Origin of the sequence: Microcoleus sp. PH2017_28_MFU_U_A (assembly GCF_020738035.1) — a bacterium.
Lineage (GTDB): Bacteria > Cyanobacteriota > Cyanobacteriia > Cyanobacteriales > Microcoleaceae > Microcoleus.
In genome coordinates this window covers 18,976-34,042 of record NZ_JAEQCX010000051.1, presented here as the reverse complement: position 1 = coordinate 34,042, position 15,067 = coordinate 18,976, and the positions used below count along the sequence as shown (strand labels likewise).

Genomic DNA, 15,067 nt, shown 5'->3' with positions numbered 1-15,067 from the left:
TTGCGTTTAGGGCGATCGCGATCGGTGAAAAAACTCGGTTGGCGATCGCCCGCAGGCTGCGTCATTCTGGCACTCTTTCCTCTCAATTAGCTTATATTATCAGGATCTATCCCCAACTCGCGCAATCGTTCAGCTAGTCGATCGGCGCGCTGGGCTAATTCCTTCACCTGTTCTTCAGGAGTCAGATAGCGTTTGCCATCCGCATCGTACCAATACAACCATTCCCTTGTCACCCCAGAATAATTGCCCCTTTCACAACCAATTCCCAAACCAATTTCTGGCATCCAAACTAGATTTCCTGGCTGTAACTCATACTTGCCATTGACTAACTTATGTACTTCCAAACGGGGTTTGCGGCGGCGAGAAGAATAAATGACATAGTAAAGTATGCCTAAACTTTGATATTCTTCCAACTTGGCGGTATATTCGTTGCGATAAGTTGGGGAAACAACTTCGAGGACAAAAGTTGGCATCACTTTTTCCTCCCATACCGCGTAACTGGGACGCAATTCTTCGTCATAAAACCTTTCCACACCTAAACTCAAGAAAGCATCTGGCACAATAGCTGGTTTGTCAGGGTGATGGTAAAGACCCATATCTATGCCAAAAAACCAGTCCATGCGTTCTGCCCAAATTATGAGCAATATTGCTTTCAGCAATCCTGGTATTAATTCTTGCAGTTCGTTATCCACTGGTGTTTCATCTGAGTCTGGTAGTTCTTCTGCTGAGGGCCAGTGCTTCGGGAAGTTGTAATTTAACATGGCGGCTTTTCTCAAAACTCATTAATATTATAGCATTGAGTTGTTGGGTGTTCTTTTGTATTTGATTAAGAATATTATGGATCGCAAAGACGCTAAGTAAGAAAAGGAAGAAAAGCAAGATGATAGGTAATATTGACTTATTTGATCTGAATTAATTTTTGTAAAATATCGGCCCAGAGTTGCGCGATCGACTAAACTATGTCTAAGCAGTCGGTTCTAATGGGGAACAGCCATTAGAGGAAACGGGGAAAGTTTGGTGCAAATCCAACGCTGTCCCGCAACTGTAATGAGGTTTGTAGTAAGGACTTCAGTCCTCTACCTCTCAAGTCAGAACGCCCGCCGATGTGTTGGTTCACATAGTCTCATCCGCGAGGTACTTGATGAAGGCGCGAAATCGGAAATTAGTCAGCCTGGGATTGATGGCTGGCTTGAGTTGTTATCTTGTCTTGGGTTCGGCAACACCGGCCGCTGCTATGCACATTTCAGAAGGTTTTTTGCCTGTACAATGGGCTGCGTTTTGGTGGATGGTGGCTTTGCCTTTTTTTGTGTTGGGTTTGCGTGAAATTACTCGCATCACCAAAGAACACCCGGAACTTAAATTATTACTAGCTTTGGCGGGTGCGTTTACTTTTGTGCTTTCTGCTTTAAAAATTCCATCGGTAACGGGGAGTTGTTCTCACCCAACGGGTACGGGTTTGGGTGCAATTTTGTTCGGCCCTTCGGTGATGGCTGTACTTGGTGCTTTAGTGCTGTTGTTTCAAACGTTATTGTTAGCGCACGGCGGGCTGACAACGTTGGGGGCGAATATGTTTTCGATGGCGATTGTTGGGCCGTTTGCTGCATATTTTATCTATCAATTGCTGATGCGAACTGGTAAACAAAGGTTGGCAATTTTTTGTGCGGCTGCTTTGGCAGATTTGCTGACTTATGTGGTGACTTCGATGCAGTTGGCATTGGCTTTTCCGGCAGCGAGTGGCGGTTTTATGGCTTCGTTTCTCAAGTTTGCTAGTATCTTTGCGATTACTCAAGTACCTCTGGCGATTAGTGAGGGATTGCTGACTTTATTGGTTTGGAATTGGCTGCATTCTTACGGAAAACCAGAGTTAGAAATTCTGAAATTATTGAAACAGGAGTCATAAAGTCGTGAATCAAAAACCTACAAAAAATCAGCAAGCTAGTTCGCAACAAAATTGGATGTTAGTAATTGCAGTTGTCGCCCTTGCGGTGATTCCCCTAGTTTTTGTGCGGGGTGAATACGGCGGATCGGACGATCGCGCACAGAAAGCAATTACGGAAATTCAACCGGGCTATAAACCTTGGTTTAATCATTTGTTTGAACCGCCTAGCGCTGAAATTGCCAGTTTATTATTTGCGACTCAAGCGGCGCTGGGGGCTGGTGTGATCGGATATGCGATCGGGCTTTATAAAGGTCGATCGCAATCTCAGCAATCTGATGATAAATCGCCGCTGGAATGAATCATCAGATTGATAGTCTGGCTTACACCAATCGTTTGCGTGGGTTGCCGCCAACTCACAAATTATCGTTTGCGATCGCCCTTTTGATTCTATCTCTGCTGTCTGGGGCGATCGTCCAATTGTCGATCGGCCTTTGGTTAGCAGTCTGGATCATCATCTACGCGGGCATTCCGGGGAAACTATATCTGCGGTTGTTGTCGCTACCGTTGATGTTTTTGTTGACGAGTTTGCCTGCTTTGGCGATTAATGGAATTGAGTTAAATCAAATCCAGACAATGCAGTGGGATATTTGGCAAAGTTGGGGAATTAGCATCGGCAATTTGTATCTGTATGTGAGTCGCACTGGCTTATACCAAGTGAGTCTGTTATTCCCGCGCACCTTGGCATCGACAAGTTGTATGTATTTCATCCTGTTGACGGTGCCATTCACAGAAACCTTGCAAATCCTCAGAAAATTGCGCTTTCCGCCGTTGTTGACAGAACTTTTGTTGTTGATGTATCGGTTTATTTTTAGCTTATTGGCGATCGCAGATGAACTTTGGATCGCCCAAAACTCGCGCTGTGGCTATCGCACTTGGAAACTGGGAATGCGTAGTTTAGGCATTTTAATCGGGCAATTACTTCAGCGAACTTTGGTAAATTACCGTCAAGTTTCGTTGAGTTTAGCATCGCGTGGCTTTAATGGAGAATTGCGGGTTTGGCATTCTTCCCCTTACAAAACTTCGCGAAGATATACATTTGAAGCCGTGTTTGGGTGCACGGTTTTAACTTTGTTAAGTGTGTTATTTCAAAGTTGAAAATAAATAAAGAAATGAGGAGACGGCAGTGCCGTGTCTCTACAATATGATTTTGGGTAGGGACACGGCATTGCCGTCTCCTCTATCCTGACTGAAGATATGACTTTTATGAACATAATCAATGACTTTAATGAATTGACTCCACAAGAAACCTGTTGAATAATTGTAGTCAACACTTATCTTGTGGAAATCCTATGATAAATAAACGACTCCTCAAAAAAATAGCTTTTTCATTACTAGCATCATTAAGCCTACTGTTAGTCACAGTAACTCATGCAGCGGCCCAACAACTACCGTTTTACTGGGACAACATCAATGTTGCGATCGACGTTCAGACAAACGGAGATATGTTAGTCACCGAAACGCAAAAATATGTATTCACCGCAGCCTACAACAATGAACGATATCGCTATATTCCTTTAGATAAAGTCGATGCAATTCAAGATGTGACCGTTACCGAAAACAATCAAATAATTCCGAGTAGCACTGGAACTGAAAACAATCAACTTTGGATTCGTTGGCAACATGAATTAAAACCGCCAGACTCACATATTTTTGTCATCAAATATCGCGTGGTAGGTGGATTGCAGCTAGAAGGTGGGAATACTTTAGTTTATTGGAAAGCCATTGCAGCGGGTCGGAAAGCGCCAGTTAATACTGGAAAAGTTACGGTGAAATTACCAGATGCTTTGTCAGGGAAAGTTCTCTCCTTTACGAATTTTGGTGCAGCAGCAGTTCCTCGTCAAGTAGATACTAAGACATTTGAATTTGTCGCAAGTCAGGCTATTCAACCCGAACAAGAATTAGAAGTGCAGATTGCATTTCCCCAGGCAATTCTGAATATACGTCAACCTACTTGGCAACAAAATGGTAATCAATCTCAATCTACTTCGGAAAAAGCGGGCTTTCCCATGATTTTTGTAATGTTTTGGTTCGGGTTTGTGATGTTTTCGATTAGTGGCAGTGCTCGCAGTGATAGTCTTAGTAGCGGTGGTAGCGACTATGACAGTGGCGGCGGTGGTGGCGGTGGCGGTGGCGGTGGCGGCGGTGGCGGTGGTGGCGGTGGTGGCGGTGGTGGCGGTTGATGTCAACGGGACTTACGCCACAATCAAAGAAACCGGGTTTTTAGCTAATCTGTGGGTTATAGCGAAGTATTTCGGAAAAAACCCGGTTTCTGACTATCCGTTGATATATTGATATCACCCAAATTTAGGAGACGGCAGTGCCGTTTCCCTACAAATAATCGGGTAGGGAAATGGCATTTCCGTGTCCGAATTTGCTTGATTTTGAGATAAACCGATCGCACTCCCTACAAAATCATATTCAAAATATGACTTTTATGAACATAATTCATGACTTTAATGAATTGACTCCACAAGATAACTGTTGAATAATTGTAGTCAACACTTATCTTGTGGAAATCCTATGATAAATAAACGACTCCTCAAAAAAATAGTTTTTTGCTTAATGGCTTCATTAAGCCTACTGTTAGTCACAGTAACTCATGCAGCAGCCCAACAACTACCGTTCTACTGGGACAACATCAATGTTGCGATCGATGTTCAGACCAACGGAGATATGTTAGTTACGGAAACGCAAAAATATGTATTCACAGCAGCATACAACAATGAACGGTATCGCTATATTCCGTTAGATAAAGTCGATGCAATTCAAGATGTGACCGTTGCCGAAAATAATCAAATAATTGCCAGCAGCACGGGAATTGAAAACAATCAACTTTGGATTCGCTGGCAACATGAATTAAAACCACCAGACTCACATACTTTTGTCATCAAATATCGTGTGGTAGGTGGATTGCAGTTAGATGGTGGGAATACTCTAGTTTATTGGAAAGCGATTGCAGCGGGTCGCAAAGCGCCAGTTAATACGGGAAAAGTTACGGTGAATTTACCAGATGCTTTGTCAGGCAAAGTTCTCTCGTTTACGAATTTTGGTGCAGCAGCAGTTCCTCGTCAAGTAGATCCGAAAACCTTTGAATTTGTGGCAAGTCAGCCTATTCAACCCGAACAAGAATTAGAAGTGCAGATTACATTTCCGCAGGCGATTCTGAATGTACCTACACCTGGTTGGCAACAAAGTGGCAACCAGGGAGGAGAAGGCTCTTTCATAAATAACATAATGGGTGTAATCGGTTTTTTGCTAGTTGGTTTGGTATTGTTTATGTCCGTAGTGTTTTTTCCGTTGATGATTCTTCTCTTTGTGTTGACTTTCAGCGTCATTATTTACCAAGGAATCAAGAAATCAATCAATGATCGACAATGCCCTGAGTGCAAAACGTTCAATCTTAAACGGACTTATCAAGTTTTGATTCCTGCAACTACTAGCACTTCAGGAAACAGGTATGTTACCCATCACTGTGGAAACTGCTCTTACCATCAGGAGTACGAAGAAGTAATTCCAGTCATTATCATTAGTAGCGGTGGTGATGGCGGTGGTGGCGGCGGTGGCGGCGGTGGTGGCGGTGGTGGCGGTGGCGGCGGTGGTGGTGGTGGTGGTTGATATCAACAGGAGTTACGCATCACAACCAAAGAAACCGGGTTTTTAGCTAATCTATGGATTATAAACGAAGTCTTTCGGAAAAAACCCGGTTTCTGGCCACCCATATTCCAAATATGACTTTTATGAGCATAACTCATGACTTTAATGAATTGACTCCAACAGAAATCTATTGAATACTGATTGTAGTAAACAAATTTCCCGTACCTTTTCGCTTAAAGCAGCTTAAAAACTATGACTAAATCACGTTGGCTTCGCAAGCTTTTACCCTTAGCAGCATCTTTCGCAACCACGATCGCACTAGCAGGCACTTTTGCCCCACCAACTCCCGCACAAACCAATCCGCCACCTCCCCAACCCCAACCAGTCCAACCAGCGACAGAAGAAGGTTTTACCATCCCGATTTGGATCTTTCCCGTAGGCGCAATGTTCCTTGTGTTCATGTTTATCCCCAAAATTGGTTGGACTTTGGGCTTAATTGCGATCGGCGAACGAGAAGTAGGCATTGTTACCAAGAAATTCTCCAGTAAAAACTTGCCATCCAGTAGATTAATTGCACTCGATGGCGAAGGAGGTTTGCAAGCAGATACCCTTCCTCCCGGCTGGCATTTTGGTTATTTTCCCTGGCAATATAGCGTTCGCAAAGAACCTGTTGTTGTAGTCCCTCAAGATGAAATTGGTTTAATTATTGCTAATGACGGAGCCACCATTCCTTCCGATCGCATTTTAGGCAAAGTCGTCGATTGCGACAACTACCAAAATGCTCGCAAATTCCTCACCGACGGTGGCGAAAAAGGACGGCAACTAGCAATTCTCACTACTGGTACTTATCGAATCAATACGGCTGTATTTGAGGTGATTACTTCAGCTAATGCCGCTGCAAAAGGTATGCAGCCATCAGAACTTCATCTATACAAACTTGCTCCGGATCTCGTGGGAATCGCCAACGTGCTCGACGGGGTTCCGATTGATGAAGGTGAAATCGCTGGGCCGATTATTCCCGGTCACGACAACTTCCAAAAAGCGCAATCCTTCATCAAAGGTGGCGGGCGCAGGGGCTTGCAAGAACAGGTAATTTTATCCGGTTCTTGGAACCTGAACCCTTGGTTTGTGAAAGTTGAAGAGGTCAAAATGACCGAAGTGCCGATCGGCTATGTCGGCGTAGTCATTTCCTATGTGGGAGAATCGCACAAAGATGTAAGTGGTGTGGCTTTCACCCACGGAAATCTTGTCAACAAAGGTGATAAAGGCGTGTGGGTAGAACCGCTTTACCCAGGCAAACATCCGATCAATACAAAGGTGATGAAAGTCGAACTTGTTCCCACTACTGATGTAGTTTTAAACTTCACAACACGGTTCAGCGGAGAACACGGCTACGACTCGAAATTAAGCGCTTTGAAATTGCTTTCTTTTGACGGATTTACCTTTGAGTTAGAAGTTTTTCAAATCATTCATATCGGTACTTTGGATGCACCGAGAGTCATTTCGCGGCAAGGTTCGATGCAAAATCTGATTGACCAAGTGCTGCGTCCAATTGTGGGCAATTACTTTCGGAATTCGGCTCAAGAATATACGATTCTCGACTTTTTAATCGCACGCAGCGAACGCCAAGCAGAGGCCGCCGAACACGTCCGTCAAGCCCTACGTGCCTATGACGTGCAGGCTGTGGACACGCTGATCGGTTTGATTTCGCCGCCAGCAGAGTTGATGCAAACATTGACCGATCGCAAAATTGCTCAGGAACAGGAAAAAACCTACGAAGTACAGCGGATTTCAGAGTATCAGCGTCAAGAATTGGTGCGCGCAACTGCGATCGCCAATATTCAAAATCAGGTGGTAGCGGCGGAACAAGGGGTGAAAATTGCTCAATTGAGTGCAACTGCTGCGATCGAACACGCAAGTGGTGAAGCAGAAGGGATTCGGTTAATGGGACAAGCAAAAGCGGATGCTTATCAAGTTGGTGTCAACGCTCTCGGTACGCAGAGTTACACGCTATTGCAATTGATGCAAGCGGTTTCGGATGGTAGCGTTCGCGTTGTTCCCGATGTCACAGTCAATGGTAACGGCGGTAGTGGGGGTTTGTTGGACGGTTTGATGGCAATGTTGCTGCGGAATGAAACCAGTAAAAATGAAGAAAATGGAGCACAATCACCCGTAATTAATGTCAAGAAGTCTAAGTCTGTTGTTGTGGAACATGTGGCCGAATCACCAGTAGTAAAAGTGCATTCGGTGGAGTCGCCGGAGTCTCCTAATCATTCGCCAGTTGCTCAGTCTGTGGCTGTTGCTGAGACTGATATTGATGCAGCATTTGGTGAATTGTTAGATATTTGAGTTGAGTGTAATTGGTAGAGAGGACGACTGTCCTCTCTGAAGGCTTTTTGTCTAAAACTTTACTATTTAGGGAATTAGAGGTGCAAAATTATGAAGTTTATGGTTATGCAGAAATACGTGAATTTGTCAAGGTTGGTGGCGGTAGTTGCTTTTAGTGCGATCGGTCTATCATCATGCGGAAATATATCTTCTTTGTCATTTCCACAGATGCGATCGGGAAACAAAACATTTGGTGATTGGTGTCGCGAAAAAGATTCTTTAAGTCCTGAAACTCAAATTACTGTTGAAGTGATGTTGGAACAAGCAGGAACTATTGAGTGCAATGCAGCCAATCGGAAACTTTCGAGTCTCACGCAACTCGATCTGGGCGACAATAAAATCACTGATATCAAACCATTACAATCCTTGACTAAACTGACTGACCTCGAACTTAGCAATAATCAAATTATTGACATCAAACCATTGCAATCATTGACCAACCTAACAGAACTCAGGCTTAGTGGTAATCAAATCAGCGATATCAAACCATTACAATCCTTGACTAACCTGATGTGGCTCACTCTTAACAACAATAGAATCAGCGATATTAAACCATTACAATCTTTGACTAACCTGGGTTGTCTCATCCTCAGCGACAATAAAATCAGCGATATTAAACCATTGCAGTCTTTGACTTACCTGATGATACTAGACCTTGATAATAATAAAATTAGCGATATCAAACCATTACAATCTTTGTCTGAACTGGATCAGCTCTATCTCAAAAACAATAAGATCGCTGACATTAAACCCTTACAATCTTTGACTTACCTGCGTTACTTAAGGCTTGTAAATAATAAAATAAGCGACGTTAAACCCTTGCAATCTTTGACTAAACTGAAAGGAGCCTTTCTCAAAAATAATGAAATAAGCGACATTAAACCCTTAAAATATTTGACCAAACTGACTGAACTCGATCTCAACAACAATAAAATTAGCGATATCAAACCATTGCAATCTTTGACTAAACTGACTAAACTCTACCTCAATAACAATAAAATTAGTGACGTTAAGCCCTTGCAATATTTGACTAAACTGACTGAACTCGACCTCGAAAAAAATCAAATCAACGATATCAAACCTTTAGAATCTTTGACTAAACTGACTCAGGTCAAACTGGGTTCAAATGCCGTTGCCCTTCTAGGATTATCTGGAAATAGACCTTCCCCGTCAATTACCCAGAAGCAACCAAAAGATACTCTACGCACATTTGCAGATTGGTGCCGCGCTCAACCTTTTTTGAGTCCCAAAGATAAACATACTGTTGAGGTACTTTTAAAAAAAGCAGGGACTACTGAGTGCAATTCCGCTAATCAAAAACTTTTGAGTCTTACCAAACTCGAACTCAGATTCTATCAAATCAGTGACATCAGACCGCTAGAATCTTTAATTAAACTGACTGAACTCGATCTGGGCGACAATAAAATCACTGACATCAAACCCTTGCAATCCTTAACTAACCTGACTAAACTTTTAATCCACAAAAATCAAATCAGCGATATAAAGCCGTTGCAATCCTTGACTAATCTGACTAATCTCGGTCTCAGCGATAATAAAATCAGTGATATCAAACCATTGCAATCTTTAACCAAGCTGACTAATCTCGGTCTCTACAATAATAGGATCGGCGATATCCAACCATTGCAATCTTTGACTAACCTCACTGAACTCGGTCTCGACAACAATCAAATCAGCGACACCAAACCATTACAATCCTTGACTAACCTGACTATGCTCAGTCTCAGCAACAATAAAATCAGCGATATCAAACCATTGCAATTATTAACTAAATTGACTGTACTCAGACTCAGTGATAATAAAATAAGCGACATTAAAAGTTTAGAATCTTTAACTAAGCTGATTAATCTAGATCTAAGTAACAATCAAATTAGCGACATCAAACCGCTAAAATTTTTGAATAATTTGACTCTTCTCATCCTTGATCACAATCAAATCAGCGATATTAAACCGCTAGAATCTTTGACAGATCTGACTGATCTTATCCTTAATCACAATAAAATCAGCGATATCAAGCCCTTACAATTCTTGACTAAACTAGATTGGCTACACATTGATGACAATAAAATCAGCGACATCAAACCATTGCAATCTTTGACTAAACTGACAAAACTCCGACTTAGCGGAAATCCGATCGCCCCCAAAACTTGTCCTCTCAAGCCAGAGTCTATCTGCAAGTGGTAATCATCAACTAAACCATAAAACTTTCTCTCGTTCCCAGGCAGAGCCTGGGAATACCTATCTGGAGGCTAGGCCTCGAAACAATATGGTAATATCGACATTGCCGAATTATTTAAGCAGTCTAGGGTCAAATATCTATGGACTTTTACATTGAATTAGAATAATTTTTATGATAAACTGGAATCAGTCGATTAAGGAGAGAGTTGTGTATGATCGCGCAAGTTGAAACCAAAACCTACACGGCTGAAGAATATCTAGAAGCTGAAGTCAATTCTGTGGATCGGCATGAATTTATCAATGGGGAGATTATTCTGATGGCTGGCGGTTCACCGGATCACAATGAAATTGCCCTTAATTTAGGTGGGGCGCTGAAACTGGCGTTAAAAGGGAAACCATATCGGACTTTTAGTTCGGATCAACGGCTTTGGGTTCCCCAGCTTAATAATTACACTTACCCGGATTTGATAGTGGCGGCGAAACCGATCGAACTTCAATCTGGACGCACTGATACAATTACCAATCCCCTGCTGATTGCTGAAGTGCTATCTAAAGGTACTAGAGCTTACGATCGCGATGATAAGTTTGCTGCTTATCGCAGTATTCCGAGTTTTCAGGAGTATTTGTTAATTGACCAATATCGGCTACAGGTGCAGCAATATTCTAAAACTGACGCGAATAAGTGGATTTTTTCGGAATATAGCTGTGCGGGCGATCGAGTTGCATTAACTTCTATTCCTGTGGAATTTTCTGTGGCAGATTTGTATGAAAATATTGAGTTTGATGTGACACCAAATCCGGCTTAAATATCGAGGCGGATTTGGTTTGTATTGGAGCAGTTTTAACCGCCCACTCTGATTAATCGATCGCCCCTGAGTCCCTAGATCTCACCAACAAACCATATTTCGGGGCAAAAACCATCGCCAACACAAACAGCAGCGTTTGCAGCACCACAATACATCCGCCTGTCGAACCATCAATGTGATAGCTGATATAAGTTCCCATTACGCTAGAAAATACTCCCGAAGTCATCGCAATTAGCGTCATATGGTCAAAATTATCACTCAATAAATACGCCGTAGCCCCCGGAGTTACCAACATTGCTACTACTAAAATAATCCCGACTGTCTGAAGTCCCGCAACTGCTGTCAGCGATAGCAAAGACAGCAACACGTAATAAAGGAAAGTGATATTTAAACCGATCGATCGCGCGTGAGTCGAGTCAAAACAAAACAGGATTAAATCTTTGCGTAAAATTGCCAGCGTCACTAAGGTAATGACACTAATAATCACAGTTTGAACAATATCTGAATCGGAAATACCTAAGACATTGCCAAATAAGATATGCGTTAAGTCGATCGAACTTCTGACTTTAGAAATTAACACCAAACCAAAGGCAAAAAATCCAGTAAACACTAAACCAATCACTGTATCTTCTTTAACGCGAGTTTTTGCTTTGATAAAGCCGATCGCAATTACGGAGCCCACGCCAAACAAAAACGCCCCCACCGCCAAAGGAATATTCAGCACATAAGCAATCACAACCCCCGGCATCACCGCATGGGAAACCGCATCGCCCATCAAAGCCCATCCCTTCAAAGTCATATAGCACGAAAGCGCCGAACAAACAATCCCTACTAAGGCGCTGACTAAAATCGCCTTCACCATAAATTCATGCTGCAACGGTGCGGTAAACCACTGAATTAAGTCCATTATTGCTTCTCCCGATTCACTTGAGTTAACCGACTTTTTGCAGACGAAAAATCACCAACCGAACCGCCAAAGGTGCGGGAAAGATTTTCTTCTGTAAACACTTCTGAGGTGTTGCCGTAGGCGAGAATACTGCGATTAATTAATACTACTTGGTCGCAAAATGTAGTAATCGATTCTAAATCGTGAGTTGAAACCAGAATTGTATGGCCTGTTTGACGCAATTCCATCAGCAAATCAATCATCATTTTCTCGGTTTTGATATCAACTCCGGCGAAGGGTTCATCTAGCAGTAAAACCTTTGCTTGTTGCGCCAAAGCCCGCGCAAAAAAGGTGCGTTTCTTTTGTCCCCCGGATAACTCTCCGATTTGGCGATCGCGCATGGGCCACATTTCCACCCTTTCCAAGCTTTCTCGCACCGCTTGTTTGTCGATCGAACGCGGAATCCGCAACAGATTCATGTAGCCGTAGCGCCCCATCATCACCACATCATAAACGTTCACCGGGAAATTCCAATCTACCTCTTCCGACTGAGGCACATAGGCAACCAGATTGCTTTTTTGCACTTGACGGATCGGCAAGCCATTAATTAAAATTCGTCCGGTGTTTGGCTTCACAAACCCCATAATTGCCTTAAACAGGGTTGATTTTCCCGCACCATTCATCCCCACCAAACCGCAAATTGTCCCCGCTTTAAGTTGCAGAGAGGCTCTGTGCAAGGCTACTTTACCATGATAAGCAACCGTGACATTTTCAATGTCAATACTGATTCTATCCATACCAATTTCTCCAAATTACCAAATTACCAATGCCCAATGCCCTATCCCCCATTACCCTGTAGTCCTTTTATCAAAGTATTGACGTTGTATTCAAGCATCTTAAGGTAGGTTGATGCAGGGCCTTCCGATGGAGAGAGGGAATCGACATAAAACACCCCGGCAAATTTTGCCCCGGTTTCCTTTGCTACTTGAAGCTGTGCTTCGTTGCTGACGGTACTCTCGCAAAATACGGCGGGGATTTTGTTTGCTTTGACTGTATTAATCACCCGTTCAACTTGTTTCGGTGTAGATTGCTGTTCGGCATTTACAGGCCAAATATAAACTTCTTTCAAGCCGTAGTCGCGCGCAATGTAAGAAAAGGCGCCTTCACAACTTACTATGTAGCGTTTTTCTGGCGGAATCGCTGAGATAGCTTGTTTGAGCTTTTCATCGATCGCTTCAATTTGCTGACTGTATTTTGTCGAATTCGCTTCATAGGTTGCAGCATTGGCTGGATCGGCATTTGATAAAGCTCTGCGAATATTTCTAACGTAAATTAAGGCATTTTTAGGTGACATCCAAGCATGAGGATTCGGTTTACCTTTGTAGGAATCTTCGGCAATATTAATGGGATTGATTCCTTCGCTGACAGTAATGCGAGGAACTTTTGGCAAACTGTTATAAAATCGAGTTGCCCAACGTTCTAAATTCAATCCGTTATCCAAAATTAGACTAGCACCTTGCCCTCGTTTTAAGTCGCTAGGAGTGACTTCATAGCCGTGAATTTCCGCCCCAGGCTTTGTGATGGATTGAACAGTTAGCTTGTCACCAGCGACGTTCTGCGCCATGTCTGCCAGCACCGTAAAGGTGGTGAGAATGACTTTTTTGTCTTTTCGGAACCAATCGGTGGCAGTAGGGCTAGAATCTCGATTTTGATTGGTTTGAGGCTCTACCGTCGTCTGAGTGTTGCACGCGGTGACGCACACTCCCAGCAACAGCCCCAATCCAATCATCTGATATTGTTTCCAAACGGGAGAGGAGAGGAGAGATAGGGGGAAAGGGCGAGATGGAGTCATAATTTGACGCTTTTTGAGCATATATTCCAAAATGCTAGCTAAATTTGCCACAGATTACGGCAGACAGCCCGATCGACTATCGCTAATTTTCATAATCTTTTCATTATTTAAATTTATCACAGAATCGGGGAAAATGAAAGAAGCATGAACAGTGAGGGTAAATAGGCGATCGGATCAGCAAAATAGACTCTTCAGTGAGAAGCCTGTTTTGGGGAGACGCGATGCCTACCCACAAGTTTTGAATATGATAAACTTAAATAGATCGCTGATTGAAAAGTGTATAATTGCTGAGGTATTATAGTTGGTTGCGGAAAAAGATTACCAAAGAATGATTCAATCATTCTTTGGGATGAGTTACGAACTCTATGGAACAATATCGAGAATCGTAGCACTCCAGGATGGGACGCGGGTAAAGCCTTTGAGTACCTGATTATCCGAGCATTTCAACTTGATGGTGCAGAGGTAAAATGGCCTTACAGCGTGACACTTTTTGATGAGGTAGTCGAACAAATTGATGGCGCTGTCCATTGTGTGGGACTTTCTTGTTTAGTTGAAAGCAAAGATTTTGCAGACAAAACAGTTGATCTTACTCCTATTGCTAAACTTCGCAATCAACTTTTACGTCGTCCCGCAGGTACAGTTGGATTAATTTTTAGTCGTACTGGGTTCACCAATGCGGCTGTTAGCCTTTCATACTTTTCGCTGCCACAGGCGATTCTGATGTGGAATGGAGCAGAACTAAAATATGCCTTAGAACAGGAAAAAATTTGCGAACTATTAACTTTAAAATACCGTGCCTGTGTAGAAGAAGGATTGCCTAATTACAACGTTATCGAGGGAGATATTCAATGATTACTTACATTCTTTGTGAAGGGGCTTTTGATGCACAACTACTTAAAACTGTGCTACCAGAAAATTTACTCACTGATGTGGGAGTTGTTGTTGGTGGTAAAGTATATAATATTAAGTCACTAGCTATGTCTTTAATTGTGCGGCGGCGAGTACCAGTTCTGATCGTATTTGATGCAGATTCAGTAGTACCGGAGTTAGTTGAATTACGTCGCAACGATATTGAAGAAATACTTGAATTTGTAGCGGGTAAGACACCATTTAAAGTAGTTTCTGCTGTTCCTGAAATAGAAATTATCTTTTTTCAAGATGTCTCTTTGCTTTCGCGGTTGATAGGATACATTCCTCCTCAAGATGTACTTGACTTGGCAGTTTGTCAACCTAGAAAAGCTTTAGAAGAATTGATTGCCCGATCAGAAAATATTCACGATCGCTCACAAATAATCGATCATTTGACTAATGAAGATATTGAGATTTTGCGATCGTCTTCAGTTATGCAGGAGATTGTTCACTTTCTTGATTCTGTACGTGAAACAGTAGCAGCTACTTTATAATAC

Annotated in this window: 15 protein-coding genes and 1 riboswitch; of the genes, 11 read left to right on the top strand and 4 right to left on the bottom strand. The window is 42.7% G+C overall.

Annotated features, from left to right (window positions below; translation table 11 throughout):
- Nucleotides 1-86 precede the first annotated feature (86 nt).
- On the bottom strand, nucleotides 87-761 hold the full coding sequence (locus JGK14_RS12925) for a Uma2 family endonuclease (RefSeq protein ID WP_293185379.1): 675 nt from the start codon (nucleotides 759-761) through the stop codon (nucleotides 87-89).
- Between the two features lie 194 nt (nucleotides 762-955).
- Nucleotides 956-1,119: riboswitch (cobalamin riboswitch) on the top strand.
- A 22-nt stretch (nucleotides 1,120-1,141) separates the two neighbouring features.
- On the opposite strand from JGK14_RS12925, the gene JGK14_RS12920 reads away from it, so the two are divergent.
- The 9 genes from JGK14_RS12920 (at nucleotide 1,142) to JGK14_RS12880 (ending at nucleotide 10,923) form a co-directional block, all read left to right on the top strand.
- On the top strand, nucleotides 1,142-1,900 hold the full coding sequence (locus JGK14_RS12920; protein ID WP_293199114.1) for an energy-coupling factor ABC transporter permease: 759 nt from the start codon (nucleotides 1,142-1,144) through the stop codon (nucleotides 1,898-1,900).
- A gap of 4 nt (nucleotides 1,901-1,904) precedes the next feature.
- Nucleotides 1,905-2,237 carry an energy-coupling factor ABC transporter substrate-binding protein gene (locus JGK14_RS12915; protein WP_325315151.1) on the top strand — a complete coding sequence of 111 codons (333 nt, stop codon included), beginning with the start codon at nucleotides 1,905-1,907 and terminating at the stop codon, nucleotides 2,235-2,237.
- The gene (cbiQ, locus tag JGK14_RS12910; protein ID WP_325315150.1) at nucleotides 2,234-3,034 is read left to right on the top strand and encodes a cobalt ECF transporter T component CbiQ; all 801 of its coding nucleotides are present in this window, start codon (nucleotides 2,234-2,236) and stop codon (nucleotides 3,032-3,034) included. The genes JGK14_RS12915 and cbiQ overlap by 4 nt, the downstream gene beginning before the upstream one ends.
- Before the next feature lie 194 nt (nucleotides 3,035-3,228).
- Nucleotides 3,229-4,119 carry a DUF2207 domain-containing protein gene (locus JGK14_RS12905; RefSeq protein ID WP_293185375.1) on the top strand — a complete coding sequence of 297 codons (891 nt, stop codon included), beginning with the start codon at nucleotides 3,229-3,231 and terminating at the stop codon, nucleotides 4,117-4,119.
- Nucleotides 4,037-4,231, top strand: coding sequence for a hypothetical protein (locus tag JGK14_RS12900; protein WP_293185374.1), 195 nt, complete (start codon nucleotides 4,037-4,039; stop codon nucleotides 4,229-4,231). The genes JGK14_RS12905 and JGK14_RS12900 overlap by 83 nt, the downstream gene beginning before the upstream one ends.
- A gap of 270 nt (nucleotides 4,232-4,501) precedes the next feature.
- A complete protein-coding gene (locus tag JGK14_RS12895) occupies nucleotides 4,502-5,554 on the top strand; it encodes a DUF2207 domain-containing protein (protein WP_325315149.1) in 1,053 nt (350 codons plus the stop codon).
- A gap of 231 nt (nucleotides 5,555-5,785) precedes the next feature.
- The gene (locus tag JGK14_RS12890; protein ID WP_325315148.1) at nucleotides 5,786-7,882 is read left to right on the top strand and encodes an SPFH domain-containing protein; all 2,097 of its coding nucleotides are present in this window, start codon (nucleotides 5,786-5,788) and stop codon (nucleotides 7,880-7,882) included.
- Nucleotides 7,883-7,972: 90 nt separating this feature from the next.
- The gene (locus tag JGK14_RS12885; protein ID WP_293252025.1) at nucleotides 7,973-10,123 is read left to right on the top strand and encodes a leucine-rich repeat domain-containing protein; all 2,151 of its coding nucleotides are present in this window, start codon (nucleotides 7,973-7,975) and stop codon (nucleotides 10,121-10,123) included.
- Nucleotides 10,124-10,329: 206 nt separating this feature from the next.
- Nucleotides 10,330-10,923: a Uma2 family endonuclease gene (locus JGK14_RS12880; protein WP_293229456.1), complete on the top strand. Its 594-nt coding sequence runs from the start codon at nucleotides 10,330-10,332 to the stop codon at nucleotides 10,921-10,923.
- Between the two features lie 52 nt (nucleotides 10,924-10,975).
- On the opposite strand, the gene JGK14_RS12875 is transcribed toward JGK14_RS12880, so the two are convergent.
- Genes JGK14_RS12875 through JGK14_RS12865 form a run of 3 tightly spaced genes read right to left on the bottom strand, consistent with a single transcriptional unit; the run spans nucleotide 10,976 to nucleotide 13,712 of the window.
- Nucleotides 10,976-11,830, bottom strand: a complete 855-nt coding sequence (locus tag JGK14_RS12875) for a metal ABC transporter permease (RefSeq protein WP_293229459.1) — start codon at nucleotides 11,828-11,830, stop codon at nucleotides 10,976-10,978.
- On the bottom strand, nucleotides 11,830-12,606 hold the full coding sequence (locus JGK14_RS12870; protein ID WP_293185361.1) for a metal ABC transporter ATP-binding protein: 777 nt from the start codon (nucleotides 12,604-12,606) through the stop codon (nucleotides 11,830-11,832). The genes JGK14_RS12875 and JGK14_RS12870 overlap by 1 nt, the downstream gene beginning before the upstream one ends.
- Before the next feature lie 41 nt (nucleotides 12,607-12,647).
- Nucleotides 12,648-13,712, bottom strand: a complete 1,065-nt coding sequence (locus JGK14_RS12865) for a metal ABC transporter substrate-binding protein (RefSeq protein WP_293185359.1) — start codon at nucleotides 13,710-13,712, stop codon at nucleotides 12,648-12,650.
- Nucleotides 13,713-14,141: 429 nt separating this feature from the next.
- Between JGK14_RS12865 and JGK14_RS12860 the strand changes: the two genes are divergently transcribed.
- A complete protein-coding gene (locus JGK14_RS12860; RefSeq protein ID WP_293185357.1) occupies nucleotides 14,142-14,513 on the top strand; it encodes a hypothetical protein in 372 nt (123 codons plus the stop codon).
- Nucleotides 14,510-15,064, top strand: a complete 555-nt coding sequence (locus JGK14_RS12855; protein WP_293185355.1) for a hypothetical protein — start codon at nucleotides 14,510-14,512, stop codon at nucleotides 15,062-15,064. Before JGK14_RS12860 ends, JGK14_RS12855 begins: the two co-directional genes overlap by 4 nt.
- The last annotated feature ends 3 nt before the right edge of the window (nucleotides 15,065-15,067 follow it).